We start from the raw sequence: 20,696 nt of genomic DNA on the forward strand, positions 1-20,696 counted from the left end.
TTTTCTCTTCAACCGACCGGGTTGTTTGTGAAGTGATTCACATCCGCCGTGTCGATGGAGGCGCATTATAGGGAGTTCCCGAGCGACCGCAACAGAAAAGTTGCAAAAAAATGACTGACTGCTGTATTCCCCAGCAAAACCCCGCCTTATACCCTTTTACGCACAGAGTTATCCACAATTCATCGACGATCCCTGTGCGATCCAACGAATTGAAAGCGAAGATCCACTATACTAGCGGCAAATAATTCCCTCGCAGGTCAACCTTATGACGACACAACGTCTTCATCGTGACTGGCGCATCCCTGCAGCCGGACTCATCGTGCTGGTGTTACTCATTGCAGGTTTTGCCCTTCACGCGCACTGGAATGCTTTTCTCCAGTGGTGCCTGGCTGCCCAGATCGCCCTGCACCGTTATCTGGTGATGTATCTGTTGCAGCTTAATAACCACCAGTACAGCGGTGGGCTATGGCTGGTAACCGGCGCTTTCTTTTATGGCGTACTCCATGCCATTGGGCCAGGGCACGGCAAATTTATCGTCGCCACGTATCTCACCACCAATAAAGAGAGCCAGCTCGCGGCGCGCGTCGTACCGTTTATCGGTAGCCTGATGCAGGGCGTCAGCGCGATCCTCTTTGTCTTTATCCTGGCGGTGGGCTTAAACCTCGCATCCGGGGATATCAGCACCAGCCGGTGGTACGTCGAGAAAATCAGCGCCGTACTGATTGCCGCCTTCGGGGCGTTTATCATTTATCAGGCCTTGAAAAGCCTGCGCCCGCGCAAATTGACGATTAACACGCTCACGCCGCTTCACCAGCACGATGAGCATTGCGGCTGCGGCCATCACGGCGTGGGGTTAGATCTCGCAAAAAGCGACTGGAAAACCCGTCTGGGAGTAGTGCTGGCAATTGGCGCGCGCCCGTGCAGTGGCGCAATCATGATTCTGATGTTTTCGAATGCGCTTGGCATCATCAGCTGGGGCATTGCTGCGGTGATGACGATGTCGCTGGGCACGGCGCTGTCGATTATGGGCCTGTCGCTGGCGGTACGTTACGCCCGTGAACGCACAGTGGCCTGGTTTGGCGGCGGATCTTCCCTGAGCGGGATGGTTCCGCTGGTCAAAATTGCCGGCGGGATAGTTCTTATCCTCTTCGCGACCGTCCTGTTCCTGACGGTGATCCCCGTCAGCGCCGGCGGCGACTACATTGCCGCAGGATGCTAATAAAAGAAAACCCGCCAGCGGCGGGTTTTTTTATTACTCGTTGATTCGCGGATGCTGGTCAACGAGGCGAGAGCGTTTTTTCTGAAGCTCTTCAATCTCTGCGTCAATATCTTCAATCTTCTGCTCTACATTATCGTAGTGCTCACGCAGGATCTCTTTCGCTTCCTGAATATCGGACGCCGCGGGCGTTGCCCCTTTCAGCGGACGGTTCGCCGTCTCCTTCATGGTAATACCGGTAATCAGGCCGACCACCGCAATGACCATCAGGTAATAGGCAGGCATCATCAGATTCTGCGTGCTCTCCACCAGTGAAGCGGCAAGCGTCGGCGTCAGGCCCGCAATCAGAACGGAGATGTTGAAGGCTGCCGCCAGCGCACTGTAGCGAATATGCGTCGGGAACATTGCCGGCAACGTAGAAGCCATCACCCCGATAAAGCAGTTAAGGATCACCGCCAGCATCAGCAGACCGGCGAAAATCAGCCCCAGCACATTACTGTTAATCAGGATAAAGGCCGGAATAGCCAGCGCGAACAACGCGACGCTGCCGAGAATGATGAATGGTTTACGGCCAAAGCGGTCGCTCAGCAGACCCATAATCGGCTGCACAAACAGCATACCCACCATGATGGCGATAATAATCAGCACACCGTGGTCTTCCGAGTAGTGCAGGTTATGCGACAGATAGCTCGGCATGTAGGTCAGCAGCATGTAATAGGTGACGTTGGTGGAGATCACCAGGCCAATACAGGTCAGCAGGCTGCGCCAGTGTTTGGTTGCAATCTCCTTGAACGACACTTTAGGGCCATCCTGCAACCCTTCGCGGTCGCCCTGCTCCAGTTTTTCTACGTGCTGCTGGAATGCAGGCGTCTCTTCCAGCGCGTGGCGCAGGTAAAGACCGATGATGCCCAGCGGCAGCGCCAGGAAGAACGGGATACGCCAGCCCCAGCTGAGGAAGTTCTCTTCCCCGACCACGGTTGAGATCAGCACCACGACCCCCGCGCCCATGACGAACCCGGCAATCGAGCCAAAGTCCAGCCAGCTGCCCATAAAGCCGCGTTTACGGTCCGGAGAATACTCGGCGACAAAAATCGACGCGCCGGTATATTCGCCGCCAACGGAGAAGCCCTGTGCCATCTTACAGATCAACAGCAGAATCGGCGCCCATATGCCAATGGTGGCGTAGGAGGGAATAAGGCCGATACAGAATGTACTTATCGACATAATGACGATGGTAATAGCCAGGATCTTCTGGCGACCATATTTATCACCCAGCATGCCGAAGAAAAGGCCACCGAGAGGGCGAATAAGGAAGGGAACAGAGAACGTACCCAGCGCGGCAATCATCTGCAGGCTGGGATCGGCACCAGGGAAGAACACTTTACCAAGCGCGTAGGCAACAAAGCCGTAGACGCCAAAATCGAACCACTCCATCGCATTACCGAGCGAGGCCGCCGTAATCGCTTTGCGCAGCTTAGCGTCATCAATAATGGTGACATCGCGCAGCGTGATGGGTTTAACCTTTTTCCTTCTAAGCATAGCTTTCCTCGTAGACTCAGCCCCGTCCGTTTCACAGCGTATTTAGCACTCTGTGAACCAGGGATCCGCTCCATGCGAATCTCCTTATTCAAGCGTAGCAGGTTTACTTACATTGACGTTTTACGTCGATACAACCGAACCTGTTGACGCCTGTCTGGGCAGTTAATGACCTTTTTACCCTACCAGCGTTTATATATGTGATCAACTTCACATATATTTTTCGCCTTCGTAAAGTGGCTTCAGCTTTTGTCAATTCCCGAGAATTAAGGTCATTCGCAATCTCCTTCACGAAGAGATCTTCACGGGCGTTATTATTCCTTTCAAAACCAAAAAAAATCACATTTCTTCACATCGAATTTACACAAAATTTAATAATTAACAGCGGGAAACGCGGTTTACATTGAATATGTGACGAAGATAACTAAAACACTGTTTTATTTTCATTGAATCACAATTCCAAAGATCGCATCATAAATCCGAACACGATTTCTCAACGGCTTTCAAGCGAAGTCTGCATGAAAGCCAGTATTTCGCTTTACAGCATAAGTGACCAATTAACTGGCCTGTCCATAAGCCAATTAGTTGAATTTATTGAGCTATTTTTTTAAAGCTTTCCGCCAGCCAAGCGGGCGAGATGTGAGGGTTAATGATGAAGATTAAAGCAACAATAGAACGCATCCCTGGTGGGATGATGCTGGTCCCGCTGGTACTTGGTGCGATATTAAATACGCTGGCTCCGAATACCGGCGCTTATTTTGGTGGTTTTACAAAAGGAATGATTACCGGAACGGTACCGATTCTGGCCGTCTGGTTCTTTTGCATCGGCGCGTCTATTAACTTACGTGCAACAGGTACGGTATTACGTAAATCGGGGACGCTGGTTATTACTAAAATAGCGGTCGCCTGGGTTGTTGCCATGGTCTGCGCGATGTTCATTCCGGAGAATGGGATCCAGACCGGATTCTTCGCCGGGTTATCCGTTCTGGCGATTGTCTCAGCGATGGATATGACCAACGGTGGCCTGTATGCCAGCCTGATGAATCAATACGGCACTAAAGAAGAGTCCGGCGCGTTCGTGCTGATGTCCCTGGAGTCGGGTCCGTTGATGACCATGCTGATCCTGGGCTCTGCGGGCCTCGCCTCCTTTGAACCTCACCACTTTGTCGGCGCAATTCTGCCATTCCTGATCGGCTTCGCGCTGGGTAACCTCGATCACGATCTGCGCGATTTCTTCAGCAAAGCTACGCCGGTGCTGATCCCATTCTTCGGTTTCGCGCTGGGCAATACCATCAACCTGAACGTGATCCTGGAAACCGGCCTGCTGGGCATTGTGCTGGGTGTGGCAGTTATCATCATCACGGGTATTCCGCTGATTATTGCAGACCGCGTAATCGGGGGAGGCAACGGAACGGCAGGCGTGGCCGCCTCGTCAGCAGCGGGCGCTGCGGTAGCCAACCCGGTGATTATTGCCCAGATTAACCCGGCCTTCGAACCGGTTGCGGCCTCCGCCACAGCTCTGGTTGCCGCCAGCGTGATAGTGACCGCAATTCTGGTGCCGATCATCACGGCGCTGTACGCCAGACGCTTTGGACAGGTTCCGGAGACTCAGGCAGAACCAAAAGCGGTAGAAATGCACCACTGATCCTGTCGCCCCCTCTTCCCAACGAGGGGGCATCTCACGCGCCAAAAATCTCCTCCACCATGCCATCTACCAGCCGTTTTGCCGAACAGAGCCTCGGCATCCCCAACGCAACCGTCTGCCAGCTCTGCGTCACCGACCAGCACAGCGGGTGGTTATCCGCCTGACACCAGTCCCCCAGCCAGCCCAGCATATCTTTATAATCCGTCAGATCGGGAGAAGCGGGCGTCGTCAGCCATTGATGATAAAAATGGCGGGTCGTGGGAGAGGCATTGATCCCCTGCGCCAGATAGTTAGCCGCCATGCTGCGCAGGTTATCCTTAAGCATTGCCGCCACATCGTGATTTGCCAGGCGGCAGGCATCGCCAAAGGCCCCCCAGCGCAGCTCCTCCAGGACAATATAGCAGCGGCCAGCCAGCGACCAGCCGTCATACTGCCCGGCCCGCCAGCGGGTAAAGATTTGCTCGCTGTGCTCCCCTGCCTGAACCATCAGGCCGCGCTGGGCAAGCGCTTTCTCTTTATAGGCGGCACGCTGGCTGAAATGAGCGGAGAGCGCCTCGTACTGCTGTAACACTCCGGGAGACTGAGGAAGGCGTGGATTAACCTGCTGGCGCAGGGCTACCAGCCTGTCGGTCATACGGGTCAGCGCCAGGTGCCCGGGATCGAGCATACCGGCCAGCTTCTCCGCCAGCCCCATCCGTAATGCTGCATTTTCGTTGAGCATTCCCGCCATGGCCCACGCCCGCAGCCGGGCGTGCATAATGATTTCCTGCGTCAAACGCTCACGAAACTGCAGCTGCTGTGGCCCGGAGAGGGAATGACGCGCAGCATCCACCCCCTGCACCAGATCGACCATAAATTTGGGATGAATACACTCCAGCGTCCGCCCGGGACCGTCCAGTAGCCGTGTTGTCATGGTTGCTCTGCCGCGAATAAGGTTTGAATATCATCGCGTAACAGTCGGGTATCTTCCTGAATCCACGCCGCTGTGGTCATACTTTGCTTCAGCTGCTGGCTAAGCGCCCGGGTTGAACGCTCATTTTGCTGCCGCACGGCAAGGCTATCACGCAAGCTTTCCTGTAAACCGGTCAGGCATAACGAAAATTCCGCAAAGAACGTTGCCATACCCGCCGTAACAGAAACATCGACCTGCGCAGCCAAAGCTTTACGGATTTGATCGCAAAACCGATCGGTATGCTGCGTAAAGTTGTCACGGAGCTGAGCGATGTTGATGACGTATCGTGTGCGGGTCACCACATATTCCTCCCAGCCCCAGGACGGATTATTGAGCCAGCGCGAGACGGTCTCCCGCATGCTGCCCGTCCCTGAAGGCCGATCGGCTGGAGGGGTGTCCCGCACAATGGCATCATTAAACAGCCCGCGCGTATTGAAATTAAGCTGGTTCGCCTGAAACGCCGGAAAGCTGATCCGCGCCCGAAAACCGGCATGGCTGAGCTGTTCTTTAATTCGCGTCTCGATGGGGCGTATGGCCTCGTTCAGCGAGCGGGCCAGCGTGGACTCCAGCTGATCGAAGCGTAGCGCCAGCTCCCGGCTAATCCTGCTCTGCGCATCCAGCACGATCGGTTCGCATGACGATCTGATCTTATTCAGCAAAATCTGCGCCTGTCCTTCATCTTCAAGCACCAGCTGCTGGATCCCGTCCACGTCGTCAGCATGCGCGCAGGCTGACTCACGTCCTGCTAAATCAAGAAGATAAGGACGGCTAAAAATGTCGCCTAGCGCCTGCCGAAGCGCTTCTTTCTGGCGAAGCAGGAACGCATCCGCTGCGTTGAGGGCTTCTTCGACTTCATGCTGCACCTCATCGCTTACCGCGCTCTGCCGCTGCCTGAGCATCGCCATATCCTCTTCCAGACGGGCAATATTCAGCTCCAGTTCGTCAAAGGCGACGGTCAGCCCCTGATGGCGAAAGTCCAGGTACTCTCGGGCGTTTTGCGCGTAATTAAGCAGCTTATGCGAAGCCGAACGCAGCGCGAACAGCGAGGCGTTGGCGTAAGCCGCGTAAATCAGCCTGCGGATCGGTTGCTCAAACAGCGAATCTTCCCACAGCAGATCTGCCGCGTGGCGAATATGGTCGATATCGTCCAGATCCGCCGTTCGCCAGCGTCGGCCCAGCGCGGCCTCGGCAAAATCCTGTACCCAGCGCTGATCCTGATGATCGGGAAGCCGCCCGTGGGCGTTTATCTCATAGCGGGCGCGGTTCGCCAGATAGGCCCACATGGATGAAACGGGGTAAATCTGCCCAGGCGAAATATTCCCCTTCATCAGCGTGCCGGAGATCATCGCCCGCACCTGCTCAGCATCATCGCTGTTACGATCTTTCTGATCGAACTTATTAACCAGGGCATAAAGCGGCACGGATTTTCCCGCCGCCGAAACCGCCTGACGAACCTCTGCATCCGAAATGGATTTGAGCTGGGTATAGTCCATTACCGCCAGCACGGCGGAGGCGCGCGCCAACTGCTCACTGAGCATTTTTTGCAGATGCGGCTGACCGGCCTCGTTCGGCCCCGGCGTGTCGAGCAGCGTCAGCTGGCCAAGGTGCGCATCCAGTCCGGCGAGGTGCACAAACTCCACCTCAATCACCGGAATATTTTCAATCGCCGCATACTCGGAAAACGGAAACTCCACGCCCAGCGCCTGGGAAAGGCGTACCAGATCGTTCAGGCTTTTCAGGCAGTGAAAGATAGGCTCTGCGCCCAGATGATGTTTTTCAAACGCCTCGCCTTTTTCGATGCGCGCCAGCAGCGTGTTCATGTCCTTGTCTATTTCCAGACGCCGCGCCAGCTTGCCGCGATCTTTATCGGACAATTTTTTCTGCAGCTGAGAAATCAGGATATCAATGGGCGCAACGTGCAAAAAATGGAGAACCGGCTCCTTCTGGCCCGGCGTATGGCGGATTAGCGTGGGAAGCGCCGTCATCGGACGATTGCGATTGGGCAGCACCTCGGTGCCCACAATGGCATTGATGGTGGTCGATTTCCCCGCTTTCATGGTGCCAACAATCGCCAGCACCATTTCGAGGCGGGTTATTTTGCGTAATTCATTATTCAGCATCGCCTGCTGCGCATCGACGCCACGCGCGCTGAAATGTAATGGCAAAACGTTGTTATTAATGCCGCTCATCGCAGCGGCTGTACTATCCAGCTTAGCTATCGGTATTGATTTTAATGAAGCAAGATTGTTCAGCGCGAGCTGCAACAAACGTTCGGCTTCCTGGCTTAATTCAAATATGGTCTGTGTGTGCATGATAAAAGCCTTTCCTTAACGCAAATTTATTACTTTTATTAAGCCACTTTTTTTAATTATGCTTTTCAGGCTTATATGACCATGTATGGAAAACATGTTCATTTAATACAACGTACTGAAGGCAATGGAAATTTAATTCCCATTGTTGTAACGCGTGTAAAGCATCCCCTGGCCAGAAAGCCAAAAGCGAATAGACAGAGCTCATTTTCAGAAAACTTCAGGATATATCACCGTTATTCCCCCCCCCTAAAAAAGAGAGGTATTCCCCGTCACCAAAAGATGTATAGGCTAAGAGAAGATGGATAAATAACGGCTTGTGGCTTCACCTTATCCGAAATGACACAGCGTAGCAATTTGCTGTAATAAAATATTCGATATCGTTAGCATCATTACCATCGCTGCCGTTAGGGACTTAAGCGTCCCTTAAATGACTGACGATACCTCTCACCCGGCAGCATTGATACGCTATTTTTATAAGATAATATCACCGACAAAAGTGGGGATTTGCGCTATACTCGCTGCCTTTTTCGGCATCCTGCCGTCATTTGCTGGCATTTTCCAGCGTGTTAACACTTTTGAGGATACCAACATGCAACTTCCACACTGCCCGAAATGCAATTCTGAATACACCTATGAAGACAATGGCATGTTCATTTGCCCGGAATGCGCCCATGAATGGAATGATGCGGAGCCTGCACCGGACAGCGATACGCTGATTGTGAAAGACGCAAACGGCAACCTGCTGGCAGACGGCGACAGCGTTACCGTAGTAAAAGATCTGAAGGTTAAAGGCAGTTCTTCCATGCTGAAGATTGGTACCAAGGTGAAAAACATCCGTCTGGTGGAAGGCGATCATAATATCGACTGCAAAATTGACGGCTTTGGACCAATGAAGCTGAAATCTGAATTTGTGAAAAAGAACTGATTTACCCGCCCGGTCGCGCTTCGCTCACCGGGCTGACGGGTACTACACTTAACGGGCTTCTCTTACCTGAGGTAATGATTATGCCCTTAAGTCCCTACGTCTCCTTCGCCGGCAACTGTGCAGAAGCCACCGCCTTCTACCAGCAGGCCGTCGGCGCAGAGCTTCTCTATAAAATCACCTTCGGCGAAATGCCAAAAGACGAAAACAGCGATGAAGGCTGTCCGTCGGGCATGAACTTCCCGGACTCCGCCATCGCCCACTCTAACGTTCGCATTGCCGGCAGCGATATCATGATGAGCGACGGGCTGCCGCCGGGCAGCAGCGCGCAGTATGCCGGATTCACGCTGGTGCTCGACACCCAGGACGTGTCGGAAGGCAAGCGCTGGTTCGACAACCTCGCCGATGGCGGCACTATCGAAATGGCCTGGCAGGAAACCTTCTGGGCGCACGGATTCGGCACAGTGACCGACAAATACGGCGTACCGTGGATGATTAACGTCGTTAAGCAACAGCAACCGTCCCAGGCCGGATAAGCGCTGCGCATCCGGCAACCGCGCCCGGTGACGCCTGGCTCACCGGGCCTGGCGTGGCTGTCATCAAACTCCGCACAACTCTTCAAATTCCCGCAACCAACACTTAACCCAAATGTCACATTGATGCGCCAGCATGAGGCCACATTTATCGTGAGGCCCAGCACATGCAAACTGTCATCCGCGTCGAGAAACTGAGCAAGACCTTCAATCACAACAGGGCGCTGCATGCCGTTGATCTGACCGTCCAGCAGGGCGAAATGGTAGCGCTGCTGGGGCCGTCTGGTTCAGGTAAATCCACCCTTCTGCGCCACTTAAGCGGCCTCATCACCGGTGATAAAACGCCGGAAAGCCACGTTGAGCTGCTGGGTAACACCGTACAGCGCGCGGGCCGCCTGGCGAGCGATATCCGTAAAAGCCGCGCCCGCACGGGCTGCATCTTCCAGCAGTTCAACCTGGTAAACCGCCTGACGGTGCTGGAGAACGTGCTGATTGGCGCGCTCGGCAGCACCCCGTTCTGGCGCACCTGCCTGCGCTGGTTCTCCCCGTCCCAGAAGCAAGACGCCTTACGGGCGCTGACCCGCGTCGGCATGGCCCATTTCGCCCACCAGCGTGTTTCTACCCTGTCCGGTGGGCAACAGCAGCGTGTGGCCATTGCCCGCGCCCTGATGCAGAAAGCGAAAATCATTCTGGCCGATGAGCCTATCGCCTCGCTGGATCCGGAATCGGCCCGCATCGTGATGGAGACCCTGAGCGACATCAACAAGCACGACGGCATCACCGTGGTGGTAACGCTGCATCAGGTGGATTACGCCCTGCGCTACTGCGAGCGGATCGTTGCCCTGCGTCAGGGGCATGTCTTCTTCGATGGCGCCAGCCACCAGTTTGATAACGAACGTTTTGATCGTCTCTACCGCAGCGTAAACCGCGTCGAAGAGCGCGCGCAGGCTGCTTAACGTCCGCATAACGAGGAATGGAAATGAACTACAAAGCCGTTGCCGCGCTGGCCTTCACCAGCATGTTCAGCATCAGCACCCTGCTAAGCCCGGCGTACGCCGAGGAACAGGAAAAAGCGCTGAACTTCGGCATCATTTCGACGGAATCACAGCAAAACCTGAAGCCGCAGTGGGAACCGTTCCTGAAGGACATGGAAACCAAACTGGGGATCAAAGTGAATGCCTTCTTCGCCCCGGACTACGCGGGCATCATCCAGGGGATGCGCTTCAATAAAGTGGATATCGCCTGGTACGGCAACCTCTCCGCCATGGAAGCGGTGGACCGCGCCAACGGTCAGGTTTTTGCCCAGACCGTTGCGGCAGATGGCTCCCCGGGCTACTGGAGCGTGCTGATCGTTAACAAAGACAGCCCGATCAACAACCTCAGCGACATGATCGCCAAACGCAAAGCGCTGACGTTTGGTAACGGCGACCCGAACTCGACGTCTGGCTTCCTCGTGCCGGGCTACTATGTCTTCGCGAAAAACAACATCTCCGCCAGCGATTTCAAACGCACGGTGAACGCCGGGCACGAAACCAACGCGCTGGCCGTGGCGAACGGGCAGGTGGACGTCGCCACCAACAACACCGAAAACCTCGACAAGCTGAAGACCTCCGCGCCGGACAAGCTGAAGGCGCTGAAGGTCATCTGGAAATCACCGCTGATCCCCGGCGACCCGATCGTGTGGCGCAAAAATCTCTCCGAAAGCACCAAGGACAAGGTCTACGACTTCTTCATGAACTACGGCAAAACGCCGGAAGAGAAAGGGGTTCTTGAGCGTCTGGGCTGGGCACCGTTCCGTGCCTCAAGCGATCTGCAGCTGGTCCCGATTCGCCAGCTGGCGCTGTTTAAACAGATGCAGGGCGTGAAGGATAACGCGGGTCTGAAGGAAGAGGAGAAGACCAGCAAAGTGTCGGAAATTAAGGCGCAGCTGGAAGATCTCGACCGTCTGACCGCCGCGCTGAGCGCCATGACCAGCGTGAATAAAGCGGTGCAGTAATGCTTTTCTCCCTCTCCCTGTGGGAGAGGGCCGGGGTGAGGGCATCAGCGCGCACATTTCCCCCTCACCCTAACCCTCTCCCTCAAGGGAGAGGGGACTAAACCCAAAGGAGTCAACATGCAAACCATCACTCTCCCACCGCCAAAACGCAGCTGGTTCTCGCTCATAAGCTGGGCCATTCTGCTGGCGGTGCTCGTTATCTCCTGGAAGGGCGCGGAGATGGATCCGCTGCTGCTCTTCAAGGATTCTGGCAACATGGCCACCTTCGCCGCCGACTTCTTCCCGCCGGACTTCAGCCAGTGGCAGGACTACCTCGGTGAAATGGCGATCACGCTGCAAATCGCCGTCTGGGGCACCGCCCTCGCCGTGATCCTCTCCATTCCGTTTGGCCTGATGAGCGCCGAAAACATCGTGCCGTGGTGGGTATACCAGCCCATGCGCCGCCTGATGGACGCCTGCCGCGCCATCAATGAAATGGTCTTTGCGATGCTGTTCGTGGTGGCCGTCGGCCTAGGTCCGTTCGCGGGCGTGATGGCGCTGTTCATCCACACCACCGGCGTGCTTTCCAAGCTGCTCTCGGAAGCGGTCGAAGCCATCGAGCCTGGCCCGGTGGAAGGCATCCGCGCGACCGGAGCGAACAAAATCGAAGAGATCCTCTACGGCGTGCTGCCGCAGGTCATGCCGCTGCTCATCTCCTACTCTCTGTACCGCTTTGAGTCCAACGTCCGCTCCGCCACCGTTGTCGGCATGGTCGGCGCAGGCGGGATTGGCGTCACCCTGTGGGAAGCGATTCGCGGTTTCCAGTTCCAGCAAACCTGTGCGCTGATGGTGCTTATCATCGTCACCGTCAGCCTGCTGGATTTCCTTTCTCAACGTTTGCGTAAGCACTTCATCTGAGAAGCGAGGCTTTGTTTTATATGCACTTATCCAGACATCCGACCAGTTACCCCACCCGCTGGCAAGAGATTGCGGCAAAGCTCGAAGTGGAGCTGCGCACGCACTACCGCTGCGGTGACTACCTGCCCGCCGAGCAGCAGCTTGCCGACCGCTACGAGGTCAATCGCCATACCCTGCGCCGCGCCATCGACCAGCTGGTGGAGCGCGGATGGGTGCAGCGTCGCCAGGGCGTGGGCGTGCTGGTGCTGATGCGCCCGTTCGACTATCCGCTCAATGCGCAGGCGCGCTTTAGCCAGAACCTGCTGGACCAGGGCAGCCATCCCACCAGCGAAAAGCTGCTCTCGGTACTGCGCCCGGCCTCCAGCCACGTAGCCGACGCGCTGGGGATCCAGGAGGGCGACAACGTCGTTCATCTGCGCACGTTGCGCCGGGTAAACGGCGTGGCGGTGTGCCAGATCGACCACTACTTCGCGGATCTTACCCTCTGGCCGGTGCTGCAACATTTTGCCAGCGGTTCCCTGCACGACTTCCTTCAGGACGCCACCGGCATTGCCCTCAAACGCACCCAGACGCGCATCAGCGCCCGCCGCGCGCAGGCGAAAGAGAGCAAGGTGCTGGAAATTCCCAACATGGCCCCGCTGCTCTGCGTGCGCACCCTCAACCACCGTGACGGCGACATCAACGCAACGGAATACTCCGTCAGCCTGACCCGCGCCGACATGATTGAATTTACCATGGAGCACTGAATGCACTTCGACACCGCCACCCGTCAGCGCTGGATGCGCGTGCTGGCCCACAGCCAGCCTGCCGCGCTGCACAGCCGCATGAAAGCGCTCGGCCTGACGCCGGACTACGACACCATTCGCGCGCCGGAAATTGGCCTGGTACAAATTCAGGCGCGCATGGGCGGCACCGGCGAGCGCTTCTTCGCCGGTGACGCCACCCTTACCCGCGCGGCAATCCGCCTGCACAGCGGCACGCTGGGTTACAGCTATGTGCTCGGCCGCGATAAACCGCACGCCGAGCGCTGCGCGGTAATCGACGCGCTTTTACAGGAACAGCCGCATTTTCAGACGTTAATGGAAACCCTTATTGCCCCGCTGGAAGCCGACCGCGCCGCACGCATTGCCGCGCGTCAGGCCGAGGTGAACACCAGCCGGGTCGACTTCTTTACGCTCGTTCGCGGAGATAACGCATGACGCTTCAACCTGCTTTTACCCTTGCCGTCCAGGATGCCCAACAGAGTTTCCGTCGTCTGCTGAAGGCCATGAGCGAGCCCGGGGTGATCGTTTCGCTGCACCAGCTTTCGCAGGGCTGGCTGCCGCTGAACCTCGCCTCCACCAGCGTGCTGCTGACCCTGGCCGACAACGACACCCCGGTGTGGCTGTCGGGCGCGTTACTGAACGATATCGCCAGCCAGAACCTGCGTTTTCACACCAGCGCACCGCTGGTCGATCGGCCCCAGCAGGCGGTCTTTGCCGTGGCCGACGAGCAAATCAGCCATGAGCAGTTGAATGCCCTGAGCGAAGGCAGTGCCGTCGCCCCTGAAACCAGCGCCACGCTGATTTTGCAGGTCTCCAGCCTGAGCGGCGGGCGCATGCTGCGCCTGACCGGTGCAGGTATTGCCGACGAACGCATGGTCGCGCCACGTCTGCCGGAGTGCATTATTCACGAGCTGACCGAGCGCCCGCATCCGTTCCCGCTGGGCATTGACCTGATCCTGACCTGCGGCGAGCGCCTGCTGGCGATCCCGCGGACCACACACGTGGAGGTGTGCTGATGTACGTAGCCGTCAAAGGGGGCGAGAAGGCGATCGCCGCCGCCCATGCGTTGCAGGAGCACAGACGACGGGGTGATGAACAGCTTCCCGAGCTCAGCGTCGCCCAGATTGAGCAGCAGCTTAACCTGGCCGTCGACCGGGTGATGACCGAAGGCGGCGTGGCCGACCGCGAGCTTGCAGCGCTGGCGCTGAAGCAGGCCAGCGGCGATAACGTCGAAGCCATCTTTCTGCTGCGCGCCTGGCGCACTACCGTTCCCCGCCTTGCCGTCAGCGAGCCGGTGAACACGGCGGAGATGCGCCTGGAGCGCCGCATTTCTGCCGTTTATAAAGATATTCCCGGCGGCCAGCTGCTTGGCCCCACTTATGACTATACCCACCGCCTGCTGGACTTCACCCTGCTAGCGAACGGCGAAGCCCCAACGCTCAGCACGTCAGACGCCGGGCAGGAACCGTCTCCGCACGTCTTCAGCCTGCTGGCAAACCAGGGGCTGGCGAAGGCGGAAGAAGATACGGGCGCACAGCCCGACGACATCACCCGCACGCCGCCGGTTTACCCCTGCTCGCGCTCGTCCCGCCTGCAGCAGCTGATGCGCGGCGACGAAGGCTACCTGCTGGCGCTCGCCTACTCTACCCAGCGCGGCTACGGGCGCAACCACCCGTTCGCGGCGGAGATCCGCAGCGGCTATATCGACGTTGAAATCGTGCCGGAAGAGCTGGGTTTTGCGGTGAACGTCGGCGAACTGCTGATGACCGAGTGCGAAATGGTCAACGGCTTTGTCGCGCCAGAAAATGAAGATCCGCATTTTACCCGCGGCTACGGCCTGGTGTTTGGCCTCGGCGAACGCAAGGCGATGGCAATGGCGCTGGTTGACCGCGCCCTGCAGGCGCCGGACTACGGCGAACATGTCTCCGGCCCGGCGCAGGACGAGGAGTTCGTGCTGGCCCACGCGGATAACGTCGAGGCCGCGGGCTTTGTCTCGCACCTCAAGCTGCCGCACTACGTCGATTTCCAGGCCGAACTGGAACTGCTGAAACGCCTGCAACGGGAGCGCGCCAATGGCTAACTTAAGCGGCTACAACTTTGCCTATCTGGATGAGCAAACCAAACGCATGATCCGCCGCGCCATCTTAAAAGCGGTCGCGATCCCCGGCTATCAGGTGCCGTTCGGCGGCCGTGAAATGCCGATGCCCTACGGCTGGGGGACGGGCGGCATCCAGCTTACCGCCAGCGTCATTGGCGAGGCGGACGTGCTGAAGGTCATCGACCAGGGCGCGGACGACACCACCAACGCCGTATCGATCCGCAACTTCTTTAAGCGCGTAACGGGGGTGAACACCACCGAAAAAACCGAAGACGCGACGCTGATCCAGACCCGGCACCGCATCCCGGAGACCCCGCTGACGGAAGATCAGATTTTGATTTTCCAGGTGCCGATCCCGGAGCCGCTGCGCTTTATCGAGCCGCGCGAAACCGAAACCCGCACCATGCACGCGCTGGAGGAGTACGGGATCATGCAGGTCAAGCTCTATGAAGATATCGCCCGCTTCGGCCATATCGCCACCACCTACGCCTATCCGGTGAAGGTGAACGGTCGCTACGTGATGGACCCGTCGCCGATCCCGAAATTCGATAACCCGAAGATGGACATGATGCCCGCCCTGCAGCTCTTTGGCGCCGGGCGCGAAAAACGCATCTACGCCGTCCCGCCCTGGACGCGCGTCGAAAGCCTGGATTTTGACGATCACCCGTTTACGGTGCAGGAGTGGGACGAGCCGTGCGCCATCTGCGGCTCGACGCACAGCTATCTGGATGAAGTGGTGCTGGACGACACGGGCAAACGGATGTTTGTCTGCTCCGACACCGATTACTGCCGCCAACAGAGCGAGGCGAACGCCCAATGAAACCGCTGCTTTCGGTTAATAACCTGACCCATCTTTATGCGCCGGGAAAAGGCTTCAGCGACGTGTCGTTTGAGCTGTGGCCGGGCGAGGTGCTGGGCATTGTCGGCGAGTCCGGCTCCGGCAAAACCACCCTGCTGAAGTCTATCTCCGCGCGCCTGACGCCGCAGAACGGCGACATTTTGTATGAAGGCAGGTCGCTGTACGGCATGAGCGAAGCCGAGCGCCGCCGCCTGCTGCGCACCGAGTGGGGCGTGGTACACCAGCACCCGATGGACGGCCTGCGCCGTCAGGTATCGGCGGGAGGCAACATCGGCGAACGGCTGATGGCCACCGGCGCGCGCCACTACGGCAGCATCCGCGCTACGGCGCAGCGCTGGCTTGAAGAGGTTGAGATCCCCGCCTCGCGCATCGACGACCTGCCCACCACCTTCTCCGGCGGCATGCAGCAGCGTTTACAGATTGCCCGCAACCTGGTCACTCATCCGAAGCTGGTGTTTATGGATGAGCCCACCGGTGGGCTGGACGTCTCGGTGCAGGCGCGCCTGCTCGACCTGCTGCGCGGTCTGGTGGTGGAGCTGAACCTTGCCGTGGTGATTGTCACCCACGATCTGGGCGTTGCGCGCCTGCTGGCGGACCGCCTGCTGGTGATGAAGCAGGGCCAGGTGGTGGAAAGTGGGCTAACCGACCGCGTGCTCGACGATCCTCATCATCCGTATACCCAGCTGCTGGTGTCATCTGTTTTGCAGAACTGATGCTCATTCGCCGGGTGGCGCTGCGCTTACCCGGCAAGTCGATTCGCGAGGCCAAAATGATTCACGTTGAAAATGTCAGTAAGACCTTTGTGCTCCATCAGCAAAACGGCGTGCGCCTGCCGGTGCTGCAAAACGCCTCTCTGGACGTCAGCAAGGGCGAATGCGTGGTGCTGCACGGCCACTCCGGCAGCGGCAAATCCACCCTGCTGCGCTCCCTGTACGCCAACTATCTGCCGGACGAAGGCCATATCCGCATACGCCATAACGAAGAGTGGGTCGATCTGGTGCAGGCCCCGGCGCGCAAGGTGCTGGAAGTGCGCCGCTCGACGATCGGCTGGGTCAGCCAGTTTCTGCGGGTGATCCCGCGGATCTCCGCCCTGGACGTGGTGATGCAGCCCCTGCTTGACCTCGGCGTGCCGCGGGAAACCTGCGTCGCCAAAGCGTCCAGCCTGCTCGCGCGTCTCAACGTGCCGGAGCGCCTGTGGCACCTCGCCCCGTCAACCTTTTCCGGCGGCGAGCAGCAGCGCGTGAACATCGCGCGCGGCTTTGTCGTCGACTACCCGATTTTACTGCTGGATGAACCTACCGCCTCACTCGACGGTAAAAACAGCGCAGCGGTGATGGAGCTGATCGAACAGGCCAAAGCGCGCGGGGCGGCGATCGTCGGGATCTTCCACGACGACGCCGTACGCAACCGCGTGGCGGACAGGCTGCATCCGATGGGGGAAAACGCATGATTATCAATAACGTCAGGCTGGTGCTGGAAAACGAGGTTGTGGAGGGTTCGGTCGACGTCCGGGACGGCGTCATCCGCTCGTTTGCCGAAACCCAGAGCCGCTCCCCCGAGGCGATGAACGGCGAAGGCGGCTGGCTGCTGCCGGGGCTGATCGAACTGCATACCGATAATCTCGATAAATTCTTCACTCCACGCCCGAAGGTGGACTGGCCCGCCCATTCGGCGATGAGCAGCCACGACGCGCTGATGGTCGCCAGCGGCATCACTACCGTACTGGATGCGGTAGCGATTGGCGACGTGCGCGACGGCGGCGATCGACTGGAGAATCTGGAGAAGATGATTAACGCCGTGGAAGAGACGCAAAAACGCGGCCTCAACCGCGCCGAGCACCGTCTGCACCTGCGCTGCGAATTGCCGCACCACACCACCCTGCCGCTGTTTGAAAAACTGGTTGGCCGCGATCCGGTCTCGCTGGTCTCCCTGATGGATCACTCGCCGGGGCAGCGCCAGTTCGCCAACATAGAGAAATATCGGGAATACTATCAGGGCAAATACGCCCTCAGCGATGCGGAGATGGCGCGCTACGAAGAGGAGCAGCTTCAGCTTGCGGCGCGGTGGTCGCAGCCGAACCGACTTTCGATTGCCGCAATGTGCCGTGACCGCAACATCGCGCTGGCCAGCCATGACGACGCCACGCACGACCACGTGCGTGAATCCCACCAGCTTGGCAGCGTCATAGCCGAATTTCCCACCACCTTCGAGGCGGCAGAAGCCTCGCGTAAGCACGGTATGAACGTGCTGATGGGCGCGCCGAACGTCGTGCGCGGCGGTTCGCACTCCGGCAACGTGGCGGCAAGTTCGCTCGCCTCCCTCGACCTGCTGGATATCCTCTCTTCCGATTACTACCCCGCCAGCCTGCTGGATGCGGCCTTCCGCGTGGCGGAGGACGAGGAGAACAGCTTCACCCTGCCGCAGGCGATTCGCCTGGTGACGAAAAACCCGGCCACCGCGCTTCACCTTCACGATCGCGGGGAAATCGCCGAAGGCAAGCGGGCCGATCTGGTGCTGGCCCACCGTAAGGGCGAACACGTTCATATCGACCACGTCTGGCGTCAGGGAAAAAGGGTGTTTTGATGGGAAGATTAATCTGGCTAATGGGCCCGTCCGGCTCCGGTAAAGACAGCCTGCTGTCGGCGCTACGGCAGCGGGAATATTCACAGCTGCTGGTGGCGCACCGCTACATTACGCGCGCCGCTAACGCCGGAAGCGAGAACCATATCGCCCTGAGCGAGCAGGAGTTTTTTACCCGCGCCGGGCAAAACCTGCTGGCGCTCAGCTGGCACGCCAACGGCTTTTACTATGGCGTGGGCATTGAGATCGATCTCTGGCTGCACGCGGGGTTCGACGTGCTGGTTAACGGCTCGCGGGCGCATCTCCCGCAGGCTCGCGCCCGTTACGAAACGGCGCTGCTGCCGATCTGTTTACAGGTTTCTCCGGACGTTTTGCGCAGCAGGCTGCAAAACCGGGGACGCGAGAACGCGCGCGAGATAGACGAGCGGCTGGCGCGTGCGGCGCGCTACGCCCCGTCCGGGTGCCACGTCCTCAATAACGACGGAAGTTTGCTACAGTCAGTCGAGACCTTTCTATCCCTTATCCGCCAGAAGGAGAGACAGCATGCCTGACTGCCAGCTTCGCCCCGCCTCGGCCGAGGATGCACAGAGCGTTTACGCCCTTATCTGCGAGCTTAAGCAGTGTGAATTCGATCGCCAGGCGTTTCACGCCGGATTTCTTGCCAACCTTCAGGATCACAATATGCGCTACCAGCTTGCCGAGCTGGACGGACAGGTCATCGGCATGATCGGCCTGCACATGCAGTTTCACCTGCACCACGCCCGCTGGATCGGCGAGATCCAGGAGCTGGTCGTGATGCCGCAGGCGCGCGGGCTGAAGGTGGGCAGTCAGCTGCTCGCCTGGGCAGAAGATTTCGCGCGACAGGCCGGCGCCGAGCTGACCGAGCTCTCCACCAGCGTGAAGCGCGTGGACGCGCATCGTTTTTACGTTCGTGAAGGGTACACGCAAAGCCATTTCCGATTCACCAAACCGCTGTAGAGGTGCGCCATGAGTCTGACGATCGCGTTAACGGGTACCGGAGGCGCGCAGCTGGTGCCGGTTTTTGGCTGCGACTGCGCGGCGTGCCGCCGGGCGCGTTTGCAGGAGAATTATCGTCGTCGCCCCTGCAGCGCGGCCGTTAAGTTCAACGATGCGGTCACCTTGCTTGACGCGGGGATCCCGCACCTGATGGACGACTGGCCTGCGGGCAGCTTCCAGCAGTTTTTGCTTACCCATTATCATATGGATCACGTTCAGGGGCTGTTCCCCCTGCGCTGGGGCGTGGGCGCGACGATCCCGGTCTACGGGCCGCCTGACGACGCAGGCTGCGACGACCTGTTTAAACATCCTGGCCTGCTGGATTTCAGCCACACGGTCGAGCCGTTTGTAACGTTTGAGCTACAGGGTCTGCGGGTCACGCCGCTGCCGCTCAACCATTCAAAGCTTACCTTTGGTTATCTGCTGGAGTCTGCCCACAGCCGGGTGGCGTGGCTTTCGGATACCGCCGGCCTGCCGGATAAAACGGTGAAGTTCCTGCTCAACAACCAGCCGCAGGCGATGATTATCGACTGCAGCCATGAACCGCGCCCGGAGACGCCGCGCAACCATTGCGATTTAAACACCGTGATTGCGCTGAACGAGGTGATTGGCTGTCCGCAGGTGATCCTGACGCATATCAGCCATCAGTTTGACGTGTGGATGATGGATAACCCGCTGCCGGACGGCATCGAAGCGGGATATGACGGGATGGTACTGGTGCTGGATTAGGTTATCTCCCTCTCCCGCGGGAGAGGGCAACAGGCTGTCCTTACCACCGTTCGTAATCCTCTTCCAGCCTGCGTTCATCCTCTTCTAGCCGACGTCGGTCATCATCCAGCTGGCGCTGGCGTTCGTCCAGGCGGCGGCGCCTGTCTTCGAGCTGTCGGCGGCGATCGTCGTACTGCCGGCTGTCGGTTTGACGGCTGCGATCGTAACGATCGTCATCATCGTCATTACGGCTGCTGCCGGGGTTATAGGCGTCGTTGATCGCCTGCTGAATATTGCCAATGGCATCATCAATCACATCGGCATGCGCCAGCTGGCTGGTTAAAGCCAGCAGACCCCATAGCAGGGCGGTAGAGTAACGTTTCATAAGGCCAGACTCGCAGGTGAACTGGCCTTAAGGTAATGACTGGCTACTGGCCGGTGTAGCGGAGGAATCTCAAATTATCATCACCTGAGCATCGCCGCTCAGGCTTGCCGAAGGTTTATTCAATCCCCGTCACCTCCCCCTGCCCTTTCGACACGTCAATTTTGACGATTGCCTGTTTTTCGTCAGGGTTTTGCCCGACAAAGGGTCGTAAAGTCAGGGAATACCCACAACAAAAACATGGCATAGAAGCTGCATAATGGGCAGGTAAGAACTGTT

At 58.1% G+C, this 20,696-nt stretch carries 22 protein-coding genes; 18 read left to right on the forward strand and 4 right to left on the reverse strand.

Annotated elements, in window-relative coordinates; genetic code table 11:
• Positions 1-265: 265 nt before the first annotated feature.
• A complete protein-coding gene (locus IM304_RS21495; RefSeq protein ID WP_193356753.1) occupies positions 266-1,219 on the forward strand; it encodes a nickel/cobalt transporter in 954 nt (317 codons plus the stop codon).
• Between the two features lie 33 nt (positions 1,220-1,252).
• Here IM304_RS21495 and proP read toward each other — a convergent pair whose 3' ends face one another.
• Positions 1,253-2,755 (reverse strand): glycine betaine/L-proline transporter ProP, encoded by a 1,503-nt coding sequence (proP, locus tag IM304_RS21500; RefSeq protein WP_148422140.1) that lies wholly within the window; start codon positions 2,753-2,755, stop codon positions 1,253-1,255.
• A 649-nt stretch (positions 2,756-3,404) separates the two neighbouring features.
• Here proP and kdgT point away from each other — a divergent pair.
• Positions 3,405-4,397, forward strand: coding sequence for a 2-keto-3-deoxygluconate transporter (kdgT, locus tag IM304_RS21505; protein WP_148422285.1), 993 nt, complete (start codon positions 3,405-3,407; stop codon positions 4,395-4,397).
• Positions 4,398-4,431: 34 nt separating this feature from the next.
• Here the strand turns inward: kdgT and IM304_RS21510 are convergent, their stop codons facing one another.
• Positions 4,432-5,310 carry a diguanylate cyclase regulator RdcB family protein gene (locus tag IM304_RS21510; RefSeq protein ID WP_193356752.1) on the reverse strand — a complete coding sequence of 293 codons (879 nt, stop codon included), beginning with the start codon at positions 5,308-5,310 and terminating at the stop codon, positions 4,432-4,434.
• Complete coding sequence (gene crfC, locus IM304_RS21515; RefSeq protein WP_193356751.1) at positions 5,307-7,661, reverse strand: clamp-binding protein CrfC; 2,355 nt, start codon at positions 7,659-7,661, stop codon at positions 5,307-5,309. The genes IM304_RS21510 and crfC overlap by 4 nt, the downstream gene beginning before the upstream one ends.
• A gap of 589 nt (positions 7,662-8,250) precedes the next feature.
• Between crfC and IM304_RS21520 the strand changes: the two genes are divergently transcribed.
• The 16 genes from IM304_RS21520 to phnP all read left to right on the forward strand — a co-directional run bounded on the left by IM304_RS21520 (position 8,251) and on the right by phnP (position 20,056).
• Positions 8,251-8,586, forward strand: coding sequence for a zinc ribbon domain-containing protein YjdM (locus IM304_RS21520; RefSeq protein WP_148422145.1), 336 nt, complete (start codon positions 8,251-8,253; stop codon positions 8,584-8,586).
• Between the two features lie 80 nt (positions 8,587-8,666).
• On the forward strand, positions 8,667-9,119 hold the full coding sequence (gene yjdN, locus IM304_RS21525; RefSeq protein WP_148422147.1) for a VOC family metalloprotein YjdN: 453 nt from the start codon (positions 8,667-8,669) through the stop codon (positions 9,117-9,119).
• Positions 9,120-9,283: 164 nt separating this feature from the next.
• Positions 9,284-10,072, forward strand: coding sequence for a phosphonate ABC transporter ATP-binding protein (phnC, locus tag IM304_RS21530; protein WP_176608930.1), 789 nt, complete (start codon positions 9,284-9,286; stop codon positions 10,070-10,072).
• A 23-nt stretch (positions 10,073-10,095) separates the two neighbouring features.
• Positions 10,096-11,112: a phosphonate ABC transporter substrate-binding protein gene (phnD, locus tag IM304_RS21535; RefSeq protein WP_193356750.1), complete on the forward strand. Its 1,017-nt coding sequence runs from the start codon at positions 10,096-10,098 to the stop codon at positions 11,110-11,112.
• Between the two features lie 117 nt (positions 11,113-11,229).
• The gene (gene phnE, locus IM304_RS21540; protein ID WP_032646912.1) at positions 11,230-12,009 is read left to right on the forward strand and encodes a phosphonate ABC transporter, permease protein PhnE; all 780 of its coding nucleotides are present in this window, start codon (positions 11,230-11,232) and stop codon (positions 12,007-12,009) included.
• A 20-nt stretch (positions 12,010-12,029) separates the two neighbouring features.
• Positions 12,030-12,755, forward strand: a complete 726-nt coding sequence (phnF, locus tag IM304_RS21545) for a phosphonate metabolism transcriptional regulator PhnF (protein ID WP_176608932.1) — start codon at positions 12,030-12,032, stop codon at positions 12,753-12,755.
• Complete coding sequence (phnG, locus tag IM304_RS21550) at positions 12,756-13,208, forward strand: phosphonate C-P lyase system protein PhnG (RefSeq protein WP_148422152.1); 453 nt, start codon at positions 12,756-12,758, stop codon at positions 13,206-13,208.
• Positions 13,205-13,789 carry a phosphonate C-P lyase system protein PhnH gene (gene phnH, locus IM304_RS21555; protein ID WP_176608934.1) on the forward strand — a complete coding sequence of 195 codons (585 nt, stop codon included), beginning with the start codon at positions 13,205-13,207 and terminating at the stop codon, positions 13,787-13,789. The genes phnG and phnH overlap by 4 nt, the downstream gene beginning before the upstream one ends.
• Complete coding sequence (locus IM304_RS21560) at positions 13,789-14,853, forward strand: carbon-phosphorus lyase complex subunit PhnI (protein ID WP_193356749.1); 1,065 nt, start codon at positions 13,789-13,791, stop codon at positions 14,851-14,853. The genes phnH and IM304_RS21560 overlap by 1 nt, the downstream gene beginning before the upstream one ends.
• The gene (gene phnJ / locus IM304_RS21565) at positions 14,846-15,691 is read left to right on the forward strand and encodes an alpha-D-ribose 1-methylphosphonate 5-phosphate C-P-lyase PhnJ (protein WP_193356748.1); all 846 of its coding nucleotides are present in this window, start codon (positions 14,846-14,848) and stop codon (positions 15,689-15,691) included. The genes IM304_RS21560 and phnJ overlap by 8 nt, the downstream gene beginning before the upstream one ends.
• On the forward strand, positions 15,688-16,443 hold the full coding sequence (gene phnK, locus IM304_RS21570; RefSeq protein WP_148422159.1) for a phosphonate C-P lyase system protein PhnK: 756 nt from the start codon (positions 15,688-15,690) through the stop codon (positions 16,441-16,443). Before phnJ ends, phnK begins: the two co-directional genes overlap by 4 nt.
• Positions 16,444-16,499: 56 nt before the next feature.
• The gene (phnL, locus tag IM304_RS21575; protein ID WP_148422291.1) at positions 16,500-17,180 is read left to right on the forward strand and encodes a phosphonate C-P lyase system protein PhnL; all 681 of its coding nucleotides are present in this window, start codon (positions 16,500-16,502) and stop codon (positions 17,178-17,180) included.
• Positions 17,177-18,313: an alpha-D-ribose 1-methylphosphonate 5-triphosphate diphosphatase gene (phnM, locus tag IM304_RS21580; RefSeq protein ID WP_193356747.1), complete on the forward strand. Its 1,137-nt coding sequence runs from the start codon at positions 17,177-17,179 to the stop codon at positions 18,311-18,313. Before phnL ends, phnM begins: the two co-directional genes overlap by 4 nt.
• Complete coding sequence (phnN, locus tag IM304_RS21585; RefSeq protein ID WP_193356746.1) at positions 18,310-18,861, forward strand: ribose 1,5-bisphosphokinase; 552 nt, start codon at positions 18,310-18,312, stop codon at positions 18,859-18,861. The genes phnM and phnN overlap by 4 nt, the downstream gene beginning before the upstream one ends.
• Complete coding sequence (gene phnO, locus IM304_RS21590; protein ID WP_148422165.1) at positions 18,854-19,288, forward strand: aminoalkylphosphonate N-acetyltransferase; 435 nt, start codon at positions 18,854-18,856, stop codon at positions 19,286-19,288. Before phnN ends, phnO begins: the two co-directional genes overlap by 8 nt.
• Positions 19,289-19,297: 9 nt before the next feature.
• Entirely contained in the window at positions 19,298-20,056 is a 759-nt protein-coding gene (phnP, locus tag IM304_RS21595; protein ID WP_148422167.1) for a phosphonate metabolism protein PhnP, read from the forward strand.
• Between the two features lie 40 nt (positions 20,057-20,096).
• Here phnP and yjdP read toward each other — a convergent pair whose 3' ends face one another.
• Positions 20,097-20,420 (reverse strand): DDRRRQL repeat protein YjdP, encoded by a 324-nt coding sequence (gene yjdP, locus IM304_RS21600; RefSeq protein ID WP_193356745.1) that lies wholly within the window; start codon positions 20,418-20,420, stop codon positions 20,097-20,099.
• Positions 20,421-20,696: the final 276 nt, after the last annotated feature.

The sequence above is a fragment of the Enterobacter cloacae complex sp. P40C2 genome, assembly GCF_014930695.1.
Classification (GTDB): domain Bacteria; phylum Pseudomonadota; class Gammaproteobacteria; order Enterobacterales; family Enterobacteriaceae; genus Enterobacter; species Enterobacter pasteurii.

Coding starts and splice junctions, on each gene's coding strand:
- phnM (WP_193356747.1), top strand. CDS start 17,177: ATGATTATCAATAACGTCAGGCTGGTGCTGGAAAACGAGGTTGTGGAG.
- phnF (WP_176608932.1), top strand. CDS start 12,030: ATGCACTTATCCAGACATCCGACCAGTTACCCCACCCGCTGGCAAGAG.
- phnC (WP_176608930.1), top strand. CDS start 9,284: ATGCAAACTGTCATCCGCGTCGAGAAACTGAGCAAGACCTTCAATCAC.
- IM304_RS21560 (WP_193356749.1), top strand. CDS start 13,789: ATGTACGTAGCCGTCAAAGGGGGCGAGAAGGCGATCGCCGCCGCCCAT.
- proP (WP_148422140.1), bottom strand. CDS start 2,755: ATGCTTAGAAGGAAAAAGGTTAAACCCATCACGCTGCGCGATGTCACC.
- phnO (WP_148422165.1), top strand. CDS start 18,854: ATGCCTGACTGCCAGCTTCGCCCCGCCTCGGCCGAGGATGCACAGAGC.
- phnP (WP_148422167.1), top strand. CDS start 19,298: ATGAGTCTGACGATCGCGTTAACGGGTACCGGAGGCGCGCAGCTGGTG.
- phnG (WP_148422152.1), top strand. CDS start 12,756: ATGCACTTCGACACCGCCACCCGTCAGCGCTGGATGCGCGTGCTGGCC.
- crfC (WP_193356751.1), bottom strand. CDS start 7,661: ATGCACACACAGACCATATTTGAATTAAGCCAGGAAGCCGAACGTTTG.
- IM304_RS21495 (WP_193356753.1), top strand. CDS start 266: ATGACGACACAACGTCTTCATCGTGACTGGCGCATCCCTGCAGCCGGA.
- phnJ (WP_193356748.1), top strand. CDS start 14,846: ATGGCTAACTTAAGCGGCTACAACTTTGCCTATCTGGATGAGCAAACC.
- phnK (WP_148422159.1), top strand. CDS start 15,688: ATGAAACCGCTGCTTTCGGTTAATAACCTGACCCATCTTTATGCGCCG.
- phnH (WP_176608934.1), top strand. CDS start 13,205: ATGACGCTTCAACCTGCTTTTACCCTTGCCGTCCAGGATGCCCAACAG.
- yjdN (WP_148422147.1), top strand. CDS start 8,667: ATGCCCTTAAGTCCCTACGTCTCCTTCGCCGGCAACTGTGCAGAAGCC.
- phnD (WP_193356750.1), top strand. CDS start 10,096: ATGAACTACAAAGCCGTTGCCGCGCTGGCCTTCACCAGCATGTTCAGC.
- phnL (WP_148422291.1), top strand. CDS start 16,500: ATGATTCACGTTGAAAATGTCAGTAAGACCTTTGTGCTCCATCAGCAA.
- IM304_RS21520 (WP_148422145.1), top strand. CDS start 8,251: ATGCAACTTCCACACTGCCCGAAATGCAATTCTGAATACACCTATGAA.
- yjdP (WP_193356745.1), bottom strand. CDS start 20,420: ATGAAACGTTACTCTACCGCCCTGCTATGGGGTCTGCTGGCTTTAACC.
- phnE (WP_032646912.1), top strand. CDS start 11,230: ATGCAAACCATCACTCTCCCACCGCCAAAACGCAGCTGGTTCTCGCTC.
- IM304_RS21510 (WP_193356752.1), bottom strand. CDS start 5,310: ATGACAACACGGCTACTGGACGGTCCCGGGCGGACGCTGGAGTGTATT.
- kdgT (WP_148422285.1), top strand. CDS start 3,405: ATGAAGATTAAAGCAACAATAGAACGCATCCCTGGTGGGATGATGCTG.